Raw genomic sequence first — 17,766 nt, 5'->3', positions numbered from 1 at the left:
ACCCTATTAACATTAACCAAGCGGAACATGATTTTGTTGTTTACCTTGATGCGAATGGTATGTTGTTGGACTAAGACCGGAAAAAGATTGGAAATCGCGGATAAAATGTGCCTGGTCATAATAACCGCAGTTAAAAGCAATATCTGTCCAATCGACTTGCTTTTCACCTTTGATGAGCCGAAGCACATTCTGAAAGCGTTGAATACGGGTGAATTGTTTAGGTGTCAATCCGACTTCTTCCTTGAATACCTGAATAAATCGCCGTGAACTCAAACTGATTTGTTCAGTCACATCAGCAATTTTCCGCTGATGAGGGAAAGCCTGAAATTTCTTTAGTGCGAATACAACTGCGGGATGGTGTACCGAGTCTTTAGTTATCATCTCCACTAAGCAGTGTTCAAGAATTCTAAATTTGGCAACCGGCGTTTCTGCCTCAAGTAATTGTTCTCGTATATCCGTCGCTTTTGCCCCCCAAAGTGTATCCAACGACACGTGCTCATTGCGCAATTCATTAACTGGCAATTTAAAAAATGGAAATGCACCACCAGGCTTAAAATGAACCCCAATTGTTGATGCTTGACATGCTGTGTCGATAACAGCAAAGTCTGAATGCGGGCCGGAGATCAGGCTCCCACGAAAACTTTTGAACCGGTCATGATTCTCTTGATCGTATACCTTAATCAAGTCATCTTCAAGATTAATAACCAATTCCATAGAGCCATCCGGTAGGACACGCTCCATTTCATGGGACGGGTGGTAGCCTTTGTATAACCAAAAAATATGTATAAAAGCTGACAAGGGTGGCTGAGGCTTGTATACACGAAAAAGGGCCACGGCGATCACTACCTTCAATTGATTCTAAAAAACACATACCTTATTTACAGTTTACTTCAAAACATGAATTTTTTAAACTGTTCGTTGCAGAGCTATCCTTCGAAACACTAATGAAAGGGATTTTTACAGAAAAAAATAAGTGCAAATATTAAATAGAATGATTAAATACTACTCCCGCTAGCTTAACATTCCTAGTCAGCAATTTGGCTTATTTGTTGAGAAAATCCTGTGTGATTTACTCTTAGTTAGCAAAAATCAATTAGCATAATCTTCATGATGAAGTGCTACTATATTCCAAATAGATAAAGAGCAATTGTAAATACCTTTGTCAAAACAAAATAGCTGTAATGCACTAATTGCATTACAGCTATTTTCTCTAGCCTGGCGGCGTCCTACTCTTGCAGGGGCAAAGCCCCAACTACCATCGGCGCTGGAGAGCTTAACTACTGTGTTCGGCATGGGAACAGGTGTGACCTCTCCGCTATTGCTACCAGACATATAGGGTGTTCCGTGATCACAATATGCTTAACAGAACTTCCTTATGGGTTAAAATCAAGGACAAGATATATTATATGCACTTCTCTAGAAAAATGCAAGTCCTTTTTCATATATTTTATACCTTGGAAACTAAATAAGAGATCCACAAGCAACGAAATCAGATTAGATGGTTATAGTTAAGTCCTCGATCGATTAGTATCCGTCAGCTCCACGTGTCACCACGCTTCCACCTCGAACCTATCTACCTCATCGTCTCTGAGGGATCTTACCTTCCAGAGGTCAGATGTCAGAAACCGGAGGTCGGATTCATTCATCCTGAACCTTCCCAGCCAAAGCTTTTTCTCTGACTTCTGGCTTCTGAACTCTGACCTCTGGAAGTGGGAAGTCTCATCTTGAGGGTGGCTTCATGCTTAGATGCTTTCAGCACTTATCCTTGCCACACGTAGCTACCCAGCTATGCTCCTGGCGGAACAACTGGTACACCAGCGGTGTGTCCATCCCGGTCCTCTCGTACTAAGGACAGCTCCTCTCAAACTTCCAGCGCCCACGACGGATAGGGACCGAACTGTCTCACGACGTTCTGAACCCAGCTCGCGTACCGCTTTAATGGGCGAACAGCCCAACCCTTGGGACCGACTACAGCCCCAGGATGCGATGAGCCGACATCGAGGTGCCAAACCTCCCCGTCGATGTGAACTCTTGGGGGAGATAAGCCTGTTATCCCCGGGGTAGCTTTTATCCGTTGAGCGATGGCCCTTCCATGCGGAACCACCGGATCACTAAGCCCGACTTTCGTCCCTGCTCGACTTGTAGGTCTCGCAGTCAAGCTCCCTTCTGCCTTTACACGCTACGAATGATTTCCAACCATTCTGAGGGAACCTTTGGGCGCCTCCGTTACCTTTTAGGAGGCGACCGCCCCAGTCAAACTGCCCGCCTGACACTGTCTCCGAACCGGATGACGGTCCTGGGTTAGAATGTCCGTACAGCCAGGGTGGTATCCCACGGGTGCCTCCACCGAAGCTGGCGCTCCGGGTTCTAAGGCTCCCACCTATCCTGTACAAGCTGTACCAACATGCAATATCAGGCTACAGTAAAGCTCCACGGGGTCTTTCCGTCCTGTCGCGGGTAATGCGCATCTTCACGCATCGTATAATTTCACCGGGTCTCTCGTTGAGACAGTGCCCAAGTCGTTGCACCTTTCGTGCGGGTCGGAACTTACCCGACAAGGAATTTCGCTACCTTAGGACCGTTATAGTTACGGCCGCCGTTTACTGGGGCTTCGGTTCTGCGCTTCGCACCCGAAGGTACTAACGCTTCCCCTTAACCTTCCAGCACCGGGCAGGTGTCAGCCCCTATACTTCGCCTTTCGGCTTCGCAGAGACCTGTGTTTTTGCTAAACAGTCGCTTGGGCCTATTCACTGCGGCTCCATGTAAATGAAGCACCCCTTCTCCCGAAGTTACGGGGTCATTTTGCCGAGTTCCTTAACGAGAGTTCTCCCGATCACCTTAGGATTCTCTCCTCGCCTACCTGTGTCGGTTTGCGGTACGGGCACCTGTGACCTCGCTAGAGGGTTTTCTTGGCAGTGTGAAATCAGGAACTTCGCTACTCATGTTCACTCCCCATCACAGCTTGAGATTGCTGAACGGATTTGCCTATCCAGCTCCCTTACTGCTTGGGCGCACACATCCATCGGTGCGCTTTCCTTATCCTACTGCGTCTCCCCATCGCTACATAACGGTCATGAGGTGGTACAGGAATATCTGCCTGTTGTCCATCGCCTACGCCTTTCGGCCTCGGCTTAGGTCCCGACTAACCCTGAGCGGACGAGCCTTCCTCAGGAAACCTTAGGCATTCGGTGAAAGAGATTCTCACTCTTTTTTCGCTACTCATACCGGCATTCTCACTTCCAAGCGCTCCACCAGTCCTCACGGTCTGACTTCGCAGCACTTGGAACGCTCTCCTACCATTGTTCCATCGGAACAATCCGCAGCTTCGGTGATACGTTTAGCCCCGGTATATTTTCGGCGCAGTGTCACTCGACCAGTGAGCTATTACGCACTCTTTAAATGATGGCTGCTTCTAAGCCAACATCCTGGTTGTCTGGGCAACGCCACATCCTTTTCCACTTAACGTATACTTAGGGACCTTAGCTGGCGGTCTGGGCTGTTTCCCTTTCGACTATGAACCTTATCACCCATAGTCTGACTCCCAAGGGGAAGTAGCTGGCATTCGGAGTTTGACTGAATTCGGTAACCCGGTGAGGGCCCCTAGTCCAATCAGTGCTCTACCTCCAGTACTCGCTATCCTTGAGGCTAGCCCTAAAGCTATTTCGGAGAGAACCAGCTATCTCCGTGTTCGATTGGCATTTCACCCCTACCCACACCTCATCCCCGCATTTTTCAACATACGTGGGTTCGGGCCTCCAGTCAGTGTTACCTGACCTTCACCCTGGACATGGGTAGATCACACGGTTTCGGGTCTACGACCGCATACTCATTCGCCCTGTTCAGACTCGCTTTCGCTGCGGCTCCGTGTCTTCCACTTAACCTTGCATACGATCGTAACTCGCCGGTCCATTCTACAAAAGGTACGCCGTCACACATCAATGTGCTCCGACTACTTGTAAGCGCACGGTTTCAGGTTCTCTTTCACTCCCCTCCCGGGGTGCTTTTCACCTTTCCCTCACGGTACTGGTTCACTATCGGTCACTAGGGAGTATTTAGCCTTGGGAGATGGTCCTCCCGGATTCCGACGGAATTCCACGTGTTCCGCCGTACTCAGGATCCACTCCGGAGGAAATGCCTTTTCAACTACAGGGCTCTTACCTGCTTTGGCTGATCGTTCCAGATCGATTCGTCTAACACATTTCTTGATAACTCCTGGTGGAGTGTCCTACAACCCCAAAAGGCAAGCCTTTTGGTTTGGGCTGATTCCGTTTCGCTCGCCGCTACTCAGGAAATCGCGTTTGCTTTCTCTTCCTCCGGGTACTGAGATGTTTCAGTTCCCCGGGTCTGCCTCCTGTATCCTATGTATTCAGATACAGGTACTGCTCCATTACGAGCAATGGGTTCCCCCATTCGGAAATCCCCGGATCGCAGTCTACTTACGACTCCCCGAGGCATATCGGTGTTAGTCCCGTCCTTCTTCGGCTCCTAGTGCCAAGGCATCCACCGTGCGCCCTTCTTCACTTAACTATTTTCTAAGCTCTAAAAACGCTATTACGTTTGATGTCGTTGTTTGTCTTTCTCTTATTTAGTTTTCAAGGTACAAGTTCCACAGGATGTGGTGACTTCTGTGTTCGTCACAGGACGTGACGGCTTTTAACAGAAGTTCCTTTGAGAGCATTCGCTCTCTCAAAACTGAACCAAACAACCCAGTATGGCTTATGAAAGATGACTCTTTCACGTTCCGTAGTTATCCTTAGAAAGGAGGTGATCCAGCCGCACCTTCCGATACGGCTACCTTGTTACGACTTCACCCCAATCATTGGCCCCACCTTCGGCGGCTGGCTCCAAATGGTTACCTCACCGACTTCGGGTGTTGCCAACTCTCGTGGTGTGACGGGCGGTGTGTACAAGGCCCGGGAACGTATTCACCGCGGCATGCTGATCCGCGATTACTAGCGATTCCGGCTTCATGCAGGCGAGTTGCAGCCTGCAATCCGAACTGGGAATGGTTTTATGGGATTTGCTTCACCTTGCGGCTTCGCTGCCCTTTGTTCCATCCATTGTAGCACGTGTGTAGCCCAGGTCATAAGGGGCATGATGATTTGACGTCATCCCCACCTTCCTCCGGTTTGTCACCGGCAGTCACCTTAGAGTGCCCAACTGAATGCTGGCAACTAAGATCAAGGGTTGCGCTCGTTGCGGGACTTAACCCAACATCTCACGACACGAGCTGACGACAACCATGCACCACCTGTCTCTCTGTCCCCGAAGGGAACACCCTATCTCTAGCGCTAGCAGAGGATGTCAAGACCTGGTAAGGTTCTTCGCGTTGCTTCGAATTAAACCACATGCTCCACCGCTTGTGCGGGCCCCCGTCAATTCTTTTGAGTTTCAGCCTTGCGGCCGTACTCCCCAGGCGGAGTGCTTAATGCGTTAACTTCAGCACTAAGGGGCGGAAACCCCCTAACACCTAGCACTCATCGTTTACGGCGTGGACTACCAGGGTATCTAATCCTGTTCGCTCCCCACGCTTTCGCACCTCAGCGTCAGTTACAGACCAGAGAGTCGCCTTCGCCACTGGTGTTCCTCCACATCTCTACGCATTTCACCGCTACACGTGGAATTCCACTCTCCTCTTCTGCACTCAAGTCCTCCAGTTTCCAATGACCGCTCGCGGTTGAGCCGCGAGATTTCACATCAGACTTAAAAGACCGCCTGCGCGCGCTTTACGCCCAATAATTCCGGACAACGCTTGCCCCCTACGTATTACCGCGGCTGCTGGCACGTAGTTAGCCGGGGCTTTCTGGTGAGGTACCGTCACGGTACCGCCCTCTTCGAACGGTACTTGTTCTTCCCTCACAACAGAGTTTTACGATCCGAAAACCTTCATCACTCACGCGGCGTTGCTCCGTCAGACTTTCGTCCATTGCGGAAGATTCCCTACTGCTGCCTCCCGTAGGAGTCTGGGCCGTGTCTCAGTCCCAGTGTGGCCGATCACCCTCTCAGGTCGGCTACGCATCGTTGCCTTGGTAGGCCGTTACCCTACCAACTAGCTAATGCGCCGCGGGCCCATCTGTAAGCGATAGCCGAAGCCATCTTTCAACTTCTCCCCACGCGAGAAAAAGTATTATCCGGTATTAGCCCCGGTTTCCCGGAGTTATCCCGATCTTACAGGCAGGTTGCCCACGTGTTACTCACCCGTCCGCCGCTCGTTCCACTAGCGTCCTCCCGAAGGATTCCGCTTGCTTCCCGCGCTCGACTTGCATGTATTAGGCACGCCGCCAGCGTTCGTCCTGAGCCAAGATCAAACTCTCCAAAAAAGTTTGTATAAGACTAACACCAATTAATCTTATGAAATGTCTTAGCTTCAAAAATTGATTTCAGTGTCAAAAGCACTTCATCGGAATCTGACCTCCGGCTTCTGACTGCTGACATCCGTTCACATACTGGTTGTTTTGTTCAGTTTTCAAAGAGCAAATGTTTTGTCGCTCTAATTTTGGCGACTTGATCATTATATCAACCTAACAAGCATTTGTCAATAACTTTTTTTTAGGTTTGGAAATATGTTTTTGCTGCATCAGCAGCGCAACGTTTACTAATTTACCACGATTATTCCCTAAACGCAAGAGGAAGTGAATGGAAAAAATAAATCCAATCTAAACAGAAGGCTCTCTAGCAAAAAACCAGATGATCTTACTAAATAAGATGGAGCAACTCATCTTATCAGCAGGTCATCTGGCAATATACACTAAAACCATATTACTTATTCCGCATTTGTGGGAATAGGAGCACGTCACGGATAGACGGTGAATTTGTCAGCAGCATAACAAGCCGGTCCATTCCAATACCAAGCCCACCAGTTGGCGGCATTCCATATTCTAATGCCTCCAAGAAGTCCTCGTCCATTAGGTGTGCTTCATCATTTCCTTGTTCTCGTTCTTTTAATTGTGATTCAAAGCGCTCACGCTGATCAATCGGATCATTTAGTTCACTAAAGGCATTCGCATGCTCGCGGCCAACAATAAACAATTCAAAACGATCGGTAAATCGGTCATCTTCTTTATTCTTCTTTGCCAATGGTGAAATTTCGACCGGATGACCATAAATAAATGTTGGCTGAATTAACTTTTCCTCGACCCGTTGTTCGAAAAATTCGTTTACGACATGACCGAATGTCATGGTCTCTTTAATTTCGATCCCATGTTCTTTTGCTAAGCTTCGGGCATCTTCATCACTCATTTGCGTCCAGAAGTCTACGCCAGTGTATTCTCTTACTGCATCAACCATGTGCAGTCTCTTCCATTGCGGTTCCAGCGAAACTTCTTCATCCCCATAAATTATTGTTGTTTTTCCTAATACATCCTTCGCAATATGAGCAATCATATTTTCCGTTAATGTCATAATATCGTGGAAGTCAGCGTATGCTTCATACAATTCCATCATGGTGAATTCCGGGTTGTGGCGTGTTGATACACCTTCATTACGGAATACACGACCAATTTCATAAACTTTTTCCATACCGCCAACAATTAATCGCTTCAAATGCAATTCAATTGCAATACGCATATACAGTGGTATATCCAATGCATTATGATGGGTGACAAACGGACGTGCTGCTGCGCCACCCGGTATTCCATGCATCATTGGTGTTTCAACCTCTAAAAATCCATTGCCATCTAAATAACGGCGCATGGATTGAATAATTTTACTTCGCAATACGAATGTCTCGCGGCTATCTAAATTGGTAATCAAATCTAAATAGCGCTGACGGTAACGTTGTTCAACATCCTTTAGTCCATGATATTTTTCCGGCAAAGGACGTAATGATTTTGTCAGTAATTGAAATTCAGTTGCTTTAACGGACAATTCACCTACTTTTGTTTTAAACATGACGCCTGTTACACCGACAATATCACCCAAGTCAGTCGATTTAAATATTTCATAAGCTTCTTCGCCAATGGAATCTTTCCGCACATATATCTGAATCTGCCCACTTAAATCCTGTAAATGTGCGAATCCTGCTTTTCCCTTTCCGCGTTTTGTCATCATTCGTCCTGCAATTGTAACCTTGTCCGTCTTTTCCTCAAGCTCTTCTTTAGAAAATTGATCGTACTTTTCAATTAGCTTTTCGGCAAAATCAGTCCGATTGAATTTACCGCCAAATGGATCAATTCCCTGTGCACGATAAGCATCAAGCTTTTCCCGTCTGACCCGCATATGATCGTTTAGTTCCTCTGTCACCGTCATCACTCCAATTATTTTACTGTCGTAGCTAATAAATCAAGATTATATAAAAATAGATCATTTTACGATAAAACAAAAAGCTGCCAGCAAGCCACTGGCAGGGTCTCTCATCGTTATTAGTATAGAAAAATCAGCAGGCAGTGTCAATCATACAGATTTACGATGCCTTTATAGCCGCTTCCAACTCCTGGGCATACGTATATAAAATTTCCAATAATTCTTCCCTTGTTTCCACTTGATTGATGCGAGACCTTACCTTACCATTGCCCTTTAGTCCCTTTAAATACCATGCAGCGTGCTTACGCATTTCCATAATTGCTACACGCTCACCTTTTTGATTAATCGTTCCATATGAAGCGAGCATACTGCTATTTTTTCTTTCGGTGTCGGATTATCAATTAGTTCTCCTGTTTCCAAATACTTAGCTGTTTGGTAAACAATCCATGGGTTTCCCAAAGCCGCACGCCCAATCATGACCGCATCAACTCCTGTTTCATCAAGACGTTGTTTCGCAATCTGCGGACTGTCAATATCCCCATTCCCAATAACAGGAATGTTGACAGCTTGTTTTACTTGCTTAATAATATCCCAATCCGCATAACCCTCGTACATTTGCTTTCTCGTCCGGCCGTGTAATGCGACAGCACTAGCTCCGGCGGCTTCAATCGCTTTGGCATTGTCTACTGCATAAATATGATCTTCATCCCATCCTGTCCACATCTTAACCGTAACCGGCTTAGCAACATTTGCAACAACAGCAGATACCATTTGATATATTTTCTCCGGGTCTAACAGCCAATAGGATCCTGCTTCTATTTTGGTAACCTTAGGGGCAGGGCAGCCCATATTTATATCAATAATAGCGGCATTTGTATGTTGGTCAACATATTGGGCAGCCTCAACCAGTGAATCTTTATCACCACCGAAAATCTGCAGACTCATCGGCATCTCTTCTTCATCTATAAAAAGCATCTTCATTGTTTTTTCATTTTTATTGACGATCCCTTTACCGCTGACCATTTCTGCTGTAACAAGCCCCGCACCGAATTCCTTGACAGTCAGCCGGAATGCATAGTTTGAGACACCAGCCATTGGTGCCAATGCAACACGGTTCGGAATCGTAATATCACCTATTTGGTACATTGTTCTTCCTCCCTTGTTCCTTAAAAATCACCTTCTTGTACTTTTTCCTCTAACATTAATTCTCCCCATGATATCGCCAATGTATTAACAATTTTCGTTAACAGCTCATCATCCGCATCTTTTGTACCGCGCTCTACTTGCCCGAGCACGGCTATAGAAACGCCAATTTCTTTTGCAAAAGAAATCTGTGTATACCCTTTTAATTTACGAAATGCTTTTATTCTTCTTCCAAGTCGTTTACGGTCCATCTTGTAACATCCTTTTTGTCTTTTACGGATAAATCCCGGACCATGGCCACTACACTTTTATCCCAACCCGGAATAAATAAATCAGGTGCTATTTCTGCTAGCGGAATAAGTACAAAGGCCCGTTCATGCATTCTCGGATGCGGAATAATCAGCCGGTCTGTTTTTTTATTTTCGTCATGATAGAGTAAAATGTCAAGGTCGATTGTACGCGGGCCAAACCGTATTTCCCTTTTTCTGCCAAGTTTCCGTTCAATGGATTGGCAAACATCCAATAACTCCAATGGGGAAAGCGATGTATTTAACTCCACAACCATATTTAAAAAATCCGCCTGTTCGGTATATCCAACCGGAGCCGTTTGATAAATAGCCGATTTTTGCGTTATCATAATTGCCTCATGGGCATCCAGTAACGAAATCGCTTCTAATAAGTACTGTTTTCGTGGTTCAATATTGGAACCTAATGCAATGTATATATGTCTCATTTCGCTCTCTCCCGGAATATTTCTACAGCTACCGATTGATAATGACCCGGAATTGGCGGATCTGGCTTGGTGACCTTAATGGTGCACGCGGTCAACTTGGCAAATGCCGCAAGCAATTCACTGGCCACTTGCTCAGCGGCAGCTTCAATAAGGTTCTTCGGTTCCCCCTCCATAATTGCTTTAACGGTTTCATATACCTGTCCATAATCAATGGAATCCTCCATACAATCAGAACTGCCTGGTTTCTCTAAATCAAGAAAAATTTCCACATCCACGAAAAATCGCTGACCTAATTTATTTTCTTCGGGAAACAAACCATGGTAACCGTAAAACTCCATACGATTAATGATAATCTTATCCATTGACAGCCACCCCTTTTCCAAGCATTGCATCCATCATTCTTGCTAGCTCGACGTTTATTTTGACGTTGTGAACACGAACAATATGCACACCCTTGGTAATTCCCAAACATGTTGTTGCCCCTGTTCCAATATCTCTTTCCGCTGCGGGTAAGTCCAACACCCCGCCAATAAATCGTTTTCTGGAGGTGCCTAATAGGACGGGATATCCTAATTCAGCAAACCTTTCCAGATTATTCATAACAACTAAATTATCTGCTGCCGTTTTTGCAAAGCCAATGCCAGGATCAAGGATAATATTTTCTTCTGGTACCCCAGCGTTTATAGCAATTTCCATGCTTTCCTGTAAATCTTGTTTCATATCATCGATTAATGATGTGTAATTCATATTGCTCCGATTGTGCATCAAAATAATCGGAACATGGTATTCAGCGGCAACAACTGCTATTTCTGGATCCTTTTTTGCCCCCCAGATATCATTAATAATGTCCGCGCCAGCTTCTACTGCTTGTCTCGCCGTTTCCGCTTTGTACGTATCAATCGAAATTGGCACTCGGATTTCCTTTTTGACCGCCCTTATTACGGGCAGAACCCGGTTTAATTCATCTTCCAATGAGACTGGTTCATGATTGGGTCTCGTCGATTCGCCACCGATATCAATCATATCCGCGCCTTGTTGTTCCATCAACACCGCTTGTTTAACAGCTCTTTCGACAGATGTGTAGCTGCCGCCATCCGAAAATGAATCTGGTGTTACATTGAGAATCCCCATAATGTGTGTTCCATCCGCCAAATTATATGTCTTTGTTCGCGTTTTTAACAACATTTTTCCTTTACCTTCCTACCTATAGCTATTTTATGTACATATCGTATCACATTAAAAAGGATTAGCACCAGATAAATTGATGCTAATCCCTTGAATCATAAGAAAGGCCTATGTCCAGCAAATACCCTTCCTTTTTCAGAAATGAAAGTACAGAATTTGCAAATGTGCAAAGTCTTTCCCAGCAAGAGCCATGTCCGGCTCCTAGTTTTCTTCATCAAATTGATAAAGCGGGGTTGATAAATAGCGTTCACCGTTATCCGGGAGAACCGCAAGAACTTTTTTCCCTTTTCCGAGTTTTTTAGCGACCTTTTTCGCAGCAGCAATCGCCGCACCGGAAGAAATACCACCTAGAATGCCATCTAACCTTGCTGCCTCGCGTGATGCCTGAAATGCTTCATTATTGGAAATCGGAACAACTTCATCATATACATCTGTATCAAGTACCTTAGGAACGAAGCCGGCACCAAGACCTTGAATTTTATGCGGCCCTGGTCTCCCACCAGATAAAATAGCGGAGTCCTCCGGTTCAACCGCATATACCTTTATATCGTTAAAATGATTTTTCAATACCTTTCCAGCACCCGTTATCGTTCCACCAGTACCGATCCCGGAGACAAATGCATCAAGTCCGTCTTTCATTTGTTCCACGATTTCCTTCCCGGTTGTACGTGCATGTATTTCCGGATTTGCCTGGTTATTAAATTGCTGCGGCATGAAATAGCCATTTTCTTCTTTAAGTTCTTCCGCCTTCTTGATTGCACCCTTCATTCCGTCAGCTCCTGGTGTTAAAACCAATTTTGCTCCATAAGCCCGTAGTAAATTACGACGCTCTTTACTCATTGTATCAGGCATAACGATAACGGTTTTATATCCTTTTGCTGCACCAATCATTGCCAGGCCAATCCCGGTATTCCCACTTGTCGGTTCAATGATCGTATCGCCATTCTTTAAAATTCCTGCCTCTTCCGCCGCCTCAATCATCGACAGGGCAATCCGGTCTTTTACCGAACTTCCAGGGTTCATAAATTCCAATTTCAAATAGATGTCTGCCCCATTTTCATCAGCAGCTCGATTTAATTTTACAATTGGTGTCTGGCCAACTAGTCCTGCAACACTATTAGCAACTCTCATAAAATCCCCTCCTAATTCCAAGTATTTTTATATGATTTAATTATAATGTACGTTGTTAACACATATTTGTCAACAAAAAGCCAATTAATGGGCGTTTAACCTGGTTCGTTTGCCAATTATAGGCTGTCTTATTCATATACCCACTCTATATCAGCTTTATCCCATAGCGGGTCCGCTGTAAGTGTTTGACCTAATTTCTTCAATGCCAGTTCTTCTTCTATGTATGGCTTAATTTCATCATAGGTAAATGTGATTGATGGCAATTTTCTGTGCAGATAAATGATTGCTGTACCATTGCCACTTTTAATTGGTTTACTATACGACCGTTGCTCCATCTCTTTTGCAATATCTGCATAGCCATTAGGTAAAAATTGACTTGAATTAACGAAAAACCCTAAGTATCCGCCTTCACCTCTTGTTTCTTCGTCAATCGAATACTCCCTGGCAAGCAGCCCAAATGATGCACCTTCAGCAAGTTCTTTCTCTACCTTTTTAGCGGTTTCCAAATCAGGTAGAACGATATGCGAAACTTGTACGGATGCTTGAAAATCATATTGTTTATGGTAACTGTCAAAATACGCGCGAATCTCCTTTTCGGGAATTTCTGTATCCTTTGTTAACAGTCCCATTAATTGATAGCGATAAATAATGTCCCGACGCCATTCCTTTTCCCTTCGCTTTGTTTCTTCTTTCGTCATAACCCCCTGCATCGTAGTTAAAAGTGCGATTTCGCGGTCAATCACTTTTTCATTCACTTTAATATTGCTTTTATCCGCAAGCCGCTTGACAAGCTTACGGTCGATTAGCTGTTTTAATTGCTTTTTTCCATGATCTTGTCTAAGTGACTCCATCCAGTTTTTATAGGAGATCTCCTCATTACCAACGGTTGCAACTGGCTTCTTACTGTTAATTTTGGTATCGGAACCATCGATGGTAACCTTTTTTTCCTGATTCCAAAACAATAATGTTGTAGTGTTTGTTATCAGCAATACAACAATGATCCCCAGCATTAATCTTTTTGACATATCATGCTCCCTTTCTTATAGCGGATGTTCAGAAAACGCTAACACGTGTTTTTAGATGTCAGAAGCCAGAGGTTGGATTGGAAGAAATCGGCTAGGTAACGATTTCAATGCCGATTTTTATCGTTTCCTATCTTTAAAAAGTGCCAAATGATCGGCAGCTAACTCGATACTTCGCTTGTTTTTCCGGTGTACAGGAGCTATGCCGCCTTGACCTTCTTGTTTCTAATTTATTTGGCTCTTTTTAAACACGACTTAAAGCGGTGTTACTCATTTTCCCGAATGAAGCTTTTAAGTTCCGCTTCGGTAAATTGATATGTTTCATTGCAAAAATGACAGGTTGCTTCAGCGCCATGATCTTCGTTAATCATACTTTCCATTTCTTCATTTCCTAATCCTTTGATCGCTCTAGCAATACGCTCACGGGAACATTTACACTTGAATACTACCGGAATCAGCTCATGGAAAATTACTTCCTCATCAACAAAGAGCCGTTGTAAAACCTCCTCTGGTGATTTCCCTTCCCGGACTGACGTTGAAATCGGCGGGAATGACTGAATTTGTTCCTCTAACCGTTCGATAACCTCCTCATCGGCACCGGGCATCACTTGCACGATAAACCCACCAGCGGCTAGTATTGTATGATCCGGGTTTACTAACACGCCAGCACCGACAGCGGAGGGGATTTGTTCGGAGTTAGCGTAGTAATAGGTGAAATCTTCGCTGATCTCTCCAGAAACAATTGGGACTTGACCAGTAAAATAATCCTTTAATCCCAAATCCTTTACAACACTTAAGTTCCCCTCCGTTCCAACAGCACGGGAAACATCCAGTTTACCACGATCATTCAAATCAAAGTCAACGTGCGGATTTGTCACATATCCACGGACCTCCCCCTTGGCATTAGCATCCGCAATAATCGCGCCAATCGGGCCATTCCCTTCTACTTTTACGGTTAACGAATCTTCTCCCTTTAGCATAGCACCCATCATCGCTGTAATCGATACCGTACGTCCAATTGCAGCAGATGCGGTTGCCCATGTATCCTGACGGCGTCTCGTTTCCTCAACCAGATTGGTCGATGTGATAGCATAGGCACGAACCATTCCCTGATACGCCGTTGCTTTTACTAAATAATCGTTCATGATGAAAAGCCTCCTTGATAAGGATGTTCAAAAAGTTACCAAATAATAAGCGGTGACTTTTTGAGCATCCGCTTACCGCATGTTTTTTTGATAAATTAAATTTAGTCCTTTTAGTGTTAAATGTTTATCAACATGATCAATTGTTGTGGATGCATCCGAAATTAATGACGCCAGGCCACCTGTCGCAATGACTTTCGGTTCAACTGTAGCCAGTTGTTTGATACGCGTTACAATGCCATCTACTTGTCCTACATAACCATAAAAAACACCCGACTGCATCGCCTCAACGGTTGATTTGCCAATTACGCTTTCTGGTGCCTGGATTTCAATTTTCGGCAGTTTGGATGCTTTACTATATAATGCTTCCATGGAAATATGGATCCCCGGTGCGATGGCCCCACCATAATATTCTTCCTTTTCATTGATATAACAATACGTTGTTGCGGTACCAAAATCAATAATAATAAGTGGTCCTCCATATTCCGCAATGGCACCAACAGCATTTACAACCCGATCCGCCCCTATTTCCTTTGGATTCGGATAAACTATTTTCAAAAATGACTGAGCCATAGCACTGTCAACTACAAGCGGTGCGAGATCAAAATAAATCCTGCACATCTTTTCCAGAGCAAACATAATCGGTGGAACAACGGAAGAAATAATAGCACCATGAATATCAGATAACATAATTCCTTTATGATCAAAAAGCGATTTTATCAACACACCAAATTCGTCTTCTGTTTTATATCTGTCGGTTTTGATTCGCCATTCGTGTTTTAACTGATCTTTTTCAAACACTCCCAGAACGGTATTCGTATTTCCTACATCAAGCACAAAAAGCATACATAACCAAACCCTTCTATCAAAACTCATGTTTTTCAAAACATGCTAAATTAGCTTTTGGCTTTTCTTACTATACCATATAATAATTTCGAAAAGAAAAAACAACCCCTCATTTCGGCATGAGAGGTTGTGTCCTGTTGATTATTCCTTTTTCTTATCGGAAGCGTCATCAGCATTCTGATTTTCCTTGCTATCTTCTTCCCTGTTTTCTTTTCGCTTTTGCTCTGCTTTCGCTTTTGCTTCCTCATAGGTTTCCGGTGCTTCATCCTGATCCTGTTTCGATTGGATATTTACCCGGACATCATCCTTATCGGAGATTTCAGCTTCTTCATTTTCCAGCAAATCTTCCGGTTCTGGAAGCACGCCATCCTCAAATAACCCTTTTATTTGTTTTGCATCCAGCGTTTCGACTTTAAGCAGTGTTTGGGCAATGAGCTCCAATTTATCTTTATTTTCGGTAAGAATTTTCTTCGCTCGATCGTAACAGTAATGGATGAAATGCTGCATTTCCTTATCAATATCATGGGCAATTGCATCACTGTAATTTTGCTCATTTTGGATATCGCGGCCCAAGAAAACATTTCCTCCACCGCCACTGCTAAACTGCAATGGACCAATTTTATCACTCATACCGTACTCGGTGATCATTTTATGGGCGATACTTGTTGCACGTTCAAAATCATTGGATGCCCCAGTACTAACTTCGCCAAAGATGATTTCCTCGGCAACACGTCCACCTAAGAGACCGGTAATTTTATCGAATAGTTCCGGTTTCGTCATAAAGTAACGATCTTCTTTTGGAAGCATAACCGCGTAGCCACCGGCCTGCCCGCGAGGTACAATTGTTACCTTGTGCACTGTATCTGCATCGTCCAGGACCATACCAATAATCGTATGTCCACTTTCATGATATGCCACGATATTACGTTCTTTTTCAGAAATAACCCGGCTTTTCTTGGCAGGCCCGGCAATAACCCGGTCAATGGCTTCATCAACATCAAGCATGTCAATCTTCGTTTTATCATGACGGGCTGCCACCAATGCTGCTTCATTTAACAGGTTTTCCAAGTCTGCACCTGAGAAGCCTGGTGTACGCATCGCAATAATTTTAAGATCCACTGAGCTGTCAAGCGGCTTGTTCTTCGCGTGCACTTTTAATACTTCCTGTCTACCTTTTACGTCTGGGCGGTTAACCGGAATCTGACGGTCAAATCTTCCTGGACGTAGTAGTGCCGGATCCAGAATATCAGGACGGTTGGTAGCGGCAATGATAATAATTCCTTCATTTGCACCAAATCCATCCATTTCAACAAGCAATTGGTTCAGCGTTTGCTCACGTTCATCATGCCCACCGCCAAGACCAGCACCACGCTGGCGACCTACTGCATCAATTTCATCAATAAATATAATACAAGGAGCATTTTTCTTCGCATTTTCAAATAAGTCACGTACACGGGATGCACCGACACCAACAAACATCTCAACAAAATCAGAACCGCTGATCGAGAAAAATGGTGTGCCTGCCTCACCGGCAACTGCACGTGCAAGCAAGGTTTTACCTGTTCCTGGAGGTCCTACTAACAGGACACCTTTAGGAATACGCGCCCCAATCGTAGCAAATTTGCGAGGATCCTTCAGAAATTCAACAACCTCAACAAGTTCTTGCTTTTCTTCATCGGCTCCTGCTACATCCTTAAAGCGAACTTTTTTCTTATCTTCCGAGTACATTTTCGCTTTACTCTTACCAAAATTCATCACGCGACCGCCGCCGCCTTGCGATTGACTAAGAATAAAGAAGAAAAATAGTCCAATAATCAAAAATGGAATCATCGTCGTCAGGAAGGTAACCCATCCGCTTGGTTGTTCCTCTTCTTTAACATTCAGCACACTTTGTTCCTGTGCTTTAGCTGTAATGTCAGCGACTACATCCGTGTTATCTGGAACTTGTGCAATGAATTGTTTATCATCCTTTTCCAATGTCCCAGTTAGTCGCATAATTCCATTTGCTGGCTGCATCGTCACTTCGGAGATTTCGCCATTATTTAACGCTTGCATGAATTCTTCTACATTATATTGTTCTGCCTGATCATTTTGTCCCTTGAATACCCCTATAACGCCAATAATGACGAGAAATATCAGGAAATAAAAGATCACGTTCCGAAATAATCGGTTCATTGCCTACCTCCTCCCAAGCGGGAAAAACTATATTAAATAGTACCATAGGAAAAAGTTCAAATACAACTAATTCCTCTTCATAAATGGTATTTAAATTTTTCAGCTTTTAATACCAAGGAATGGTTAAAAAACTGCCTATTTGTCGTGC

General features: G+C 44.5%; 11 protein-coding genes, 3 rRNA genes and 1 pseudogene. All 15 read right to left on the bottom strand.

Going from position 1 to position 17,766, the window contains the following annotated elements:
* Positions 1-12: 12 nt before the first annotated feature.
* Positions 13-834 carry a DUF6597 domain-containing transcriptional factor gene (locus CZ382_RS13870; protein WP_088051795.1) on the bottom strand — a complete coding sequence of 274 codons (822 nt, stop codon included), beginning with the start codon at positions 832-834 and terminating at the stop codon, positions 13-15.
* A 379-nt stretch (positions 835-1,213) separates the two neighbouring features.
* A 5S ribosomal RNA gene (gene rrf / locus CZ382_RS13865) occupies positions 1,214-1,329 on the bottom strand.
* A gap of 175 nt (positions 1,330-1,504) precedes the next feature.
* Positions 1,505-4,527: ribosomal RNA gene (locus CZ382_RS13860) — 23S ribosomal RNA — on the bottom strand.
* Between the two features lie 230 nt (positions 4,528-4,757).
* Positions 4,758-6,320 (bottom strand): 16S ribosomal RNA (locus CZ382_RS13855).
* The 16S, 23S and 5S rRNA genes sit together here, the layout of an rRNA operon.
* Positions 6,321-6,759: 439 nt before the next feature.
* Entirely contained in the window at positions 6,760-8,241 is a 1,482-nt protein-coding gene (gene lysS, locus CZ382_RS13850) for a lysine--tRNA ligase (RefSeq protein ID WP_088051794.1), read from the bottom strand.
* A 160-nt stretch (positions 8,242-8,401) separates the two neighbouring features.
* Positions 8,402-9,387 (bottom strand): annotated as a pseudogene (dusB, locus tag CZ382_RS13845) (tRNA dihydrouridine synthase DusB).
* A 20-nt stretch (positions 9,388-9,407) separates the two neighbouring features.
* Positions 9,408-9,635 carry a helix-turn-helix domain-containing protein gene (locus CZ382_RS13840; protein ID WP_088051793.1) on the bottom strand — a complete coding sequence of 76 codons (228 nt, stop codon included), beginning with the start codon at positions 9,633-9,635 and terminating at the stop codon, positions 9,408-9,410.
* Entirely contained in the window at positions 9,605-10,117 is a 513-nt protein-coding gene (gene folK, locus CZ382_RS13835; protein ID WP_088051792.1) for a 2-amino-4-hydroxy-6-hydroxymethyldihydropteridine diphosphokinase, read from the bottom strand. The genes CZ382_RS13840 and folK overlap by 31 nt, the downstream gene beginning before the upstream one ends.
* Entirely contained in the window at positions 10,114-10,479 is a 366-nt protein-coding gene (gene folB, locus CZ382_RS13830) for a dihydroneopterin aldolase (RefSeq protein WP_088051791.1), read from the bottom strand. The genes folK and folB overlap by 4 nt, the downstream gene beginning before the upstream one ends.
* On the bottom strand, positions 10,472-11,302 hold the full coding sequence (gene folP / locus CZ382_RS13825) for a dihydropteroate synthase (protein WP_088051790.1): 831 nt from the start codon (positions 11,300-11,302) through the stop codon (positions 10,472-10,474). Before folP ends, folB begins: the two co-directional genes overlap by 8 nt.
* A gap of 201 nt (positions 11,303-11,503) precedes the next feature.
* Complete coding sequence (gene cysK / locus CZ382_RS13820; protein WP_088051789.1) at positions 11,504-12,433, bottom strand: cysteine synthase A; 930 nt, start codon at positions 12,431-12,433, stop codon at positions 11,504-11,506.
* A gap of 128 nt (positions 12,434-12,561) precedes the next feature.
* The gene (locus CZ382_RS13815; RefSeq protein WP_088051788.1) at positions 12,562-13,458 is read right to left on the bottom strand and encodes a peptidylprolyl isomerase; all 897 of its coding nucleotides are present in this window, start codon (positions 13,456-13,458) and stop codon (positions 12,562-12,564) included.
* Positions 13,459-13,721: 263 nt separating this feature from the next.
* Positions 13,722-14,600 carry an Hsp33 family molecular chaperone HslO gene (hslO, locus tag CZ382_RS13810; RefSeq protein WP_088051787.1) on the bottom strand — a complete coding sequence of 293 codons (879 nt, stop codon included), beginning with the start codon at positions 14,598-14,600 and terminating at the stop codon, positions 13,722-13,724.
* A gap of 72 nt (positions 14,601-14,672) precedes the next feature.
* Positions 14,673-15,443 carry a type III pantothenate kinase gene (locus tag CZ382_RS13805; RefSeq protein ID WP_088051786.1) on the bottom strand — a complete coding sequence of 257 codons (771 nt, stop codon included), beginning with the start codon at positions 15,441-15,443 and terminating at the stop codon, positions 14,673-14,675.
* 141 nt (positions 15,444-15,584) lie between these two features.
* Positions 15,585-17,618 carry an ATP-dependent zinc metalloprotease FtsH gene (ftsH, locus tag CZ382_RS13800; protein WP_088051785.1) on the bottom strand — a complete coding sequence of 678 codons (2,034 nt, stop codon included), beginning with the start codon at positions 17,616-17,618 and terminating at the stop codon, positions 15,585-15,587.
* Positions 17,619-17,766: the final 148 nt, after the last annotated feature.

Source organism: Virgibacillus dakarensis (genome assembly GCF_900155625.1).
GTDB classification, from domain to species: Bacteria; Bacillota; Bacilli; order Bacillales; family Amphibacillaceae; genus Lentibacillus_C; species Lentibacillus_C populi.
This window is presented reverse-complemented; position numbering and strand designations above follow the sequence as displayed.

Bases quoted from the DNA above. Each gene is read 5' to 3' on its own strand.
- CZ382_RS13815 (WP_088051788.1), bottom strand. From the start codon at position 13,458: ATGTCAAAAAGATTAATGCTGGGGATCATTGTTGTATTGCTGATAACA.
- CZ382_RS13805 (WP_088051786.1), bottom strand. From the start codon at position 15,443: ATGCTTTTTGTGCTTGATGTAGGAAATACGAATACCGTTCTGGGAGTG.
- ftsH (WP_088051785.1), bottom strand. From the start codon at position 17,618: ATGAACCGATTATTTCGGAACGTGATCTTTTATTTCCTGATATTTCTC.
- folK (WP_088051792.1), bottom strand. From the start codon at position 10,117: ATGAGACATATATACATTGCATTAGGTTCCAATATTGAACCACGAAAA.
- CZ382_RS13840 (WP_088051793.1), bottom strand. From the start codon at position 9,635: ATGGACCGTAAACGACTTGGAAGAAGAATAAAAGCATTTCGTAAATTA.
- folB (WP_088051791.1), bottom strand. From the start codon at position 10,479: ATGGATAAGATTATCATTAATCGTATGGAGTTTTACGGTTACCATGGT.
- folP (WP_088051790.1), bottom strand. From the start codon at position 11,302: ATGTTGTTAAAAACGCGAACAAAGACATATAATTTGGCGGATGGAACA.
- hslO (WP_088051787.1), bottom strand. From the start codon at position 14,600: ATGAACGATTATTTAGTAAAAGCAACGGCGTATCAGGGAATGGTTCGT.
- cysK (WP_088051789.1), bottom strand. From the start codon at position 12,433: ATGAGAGTTGCTAATAGTGTTGCAGGACTAGTTGGCCAGACACCAATT.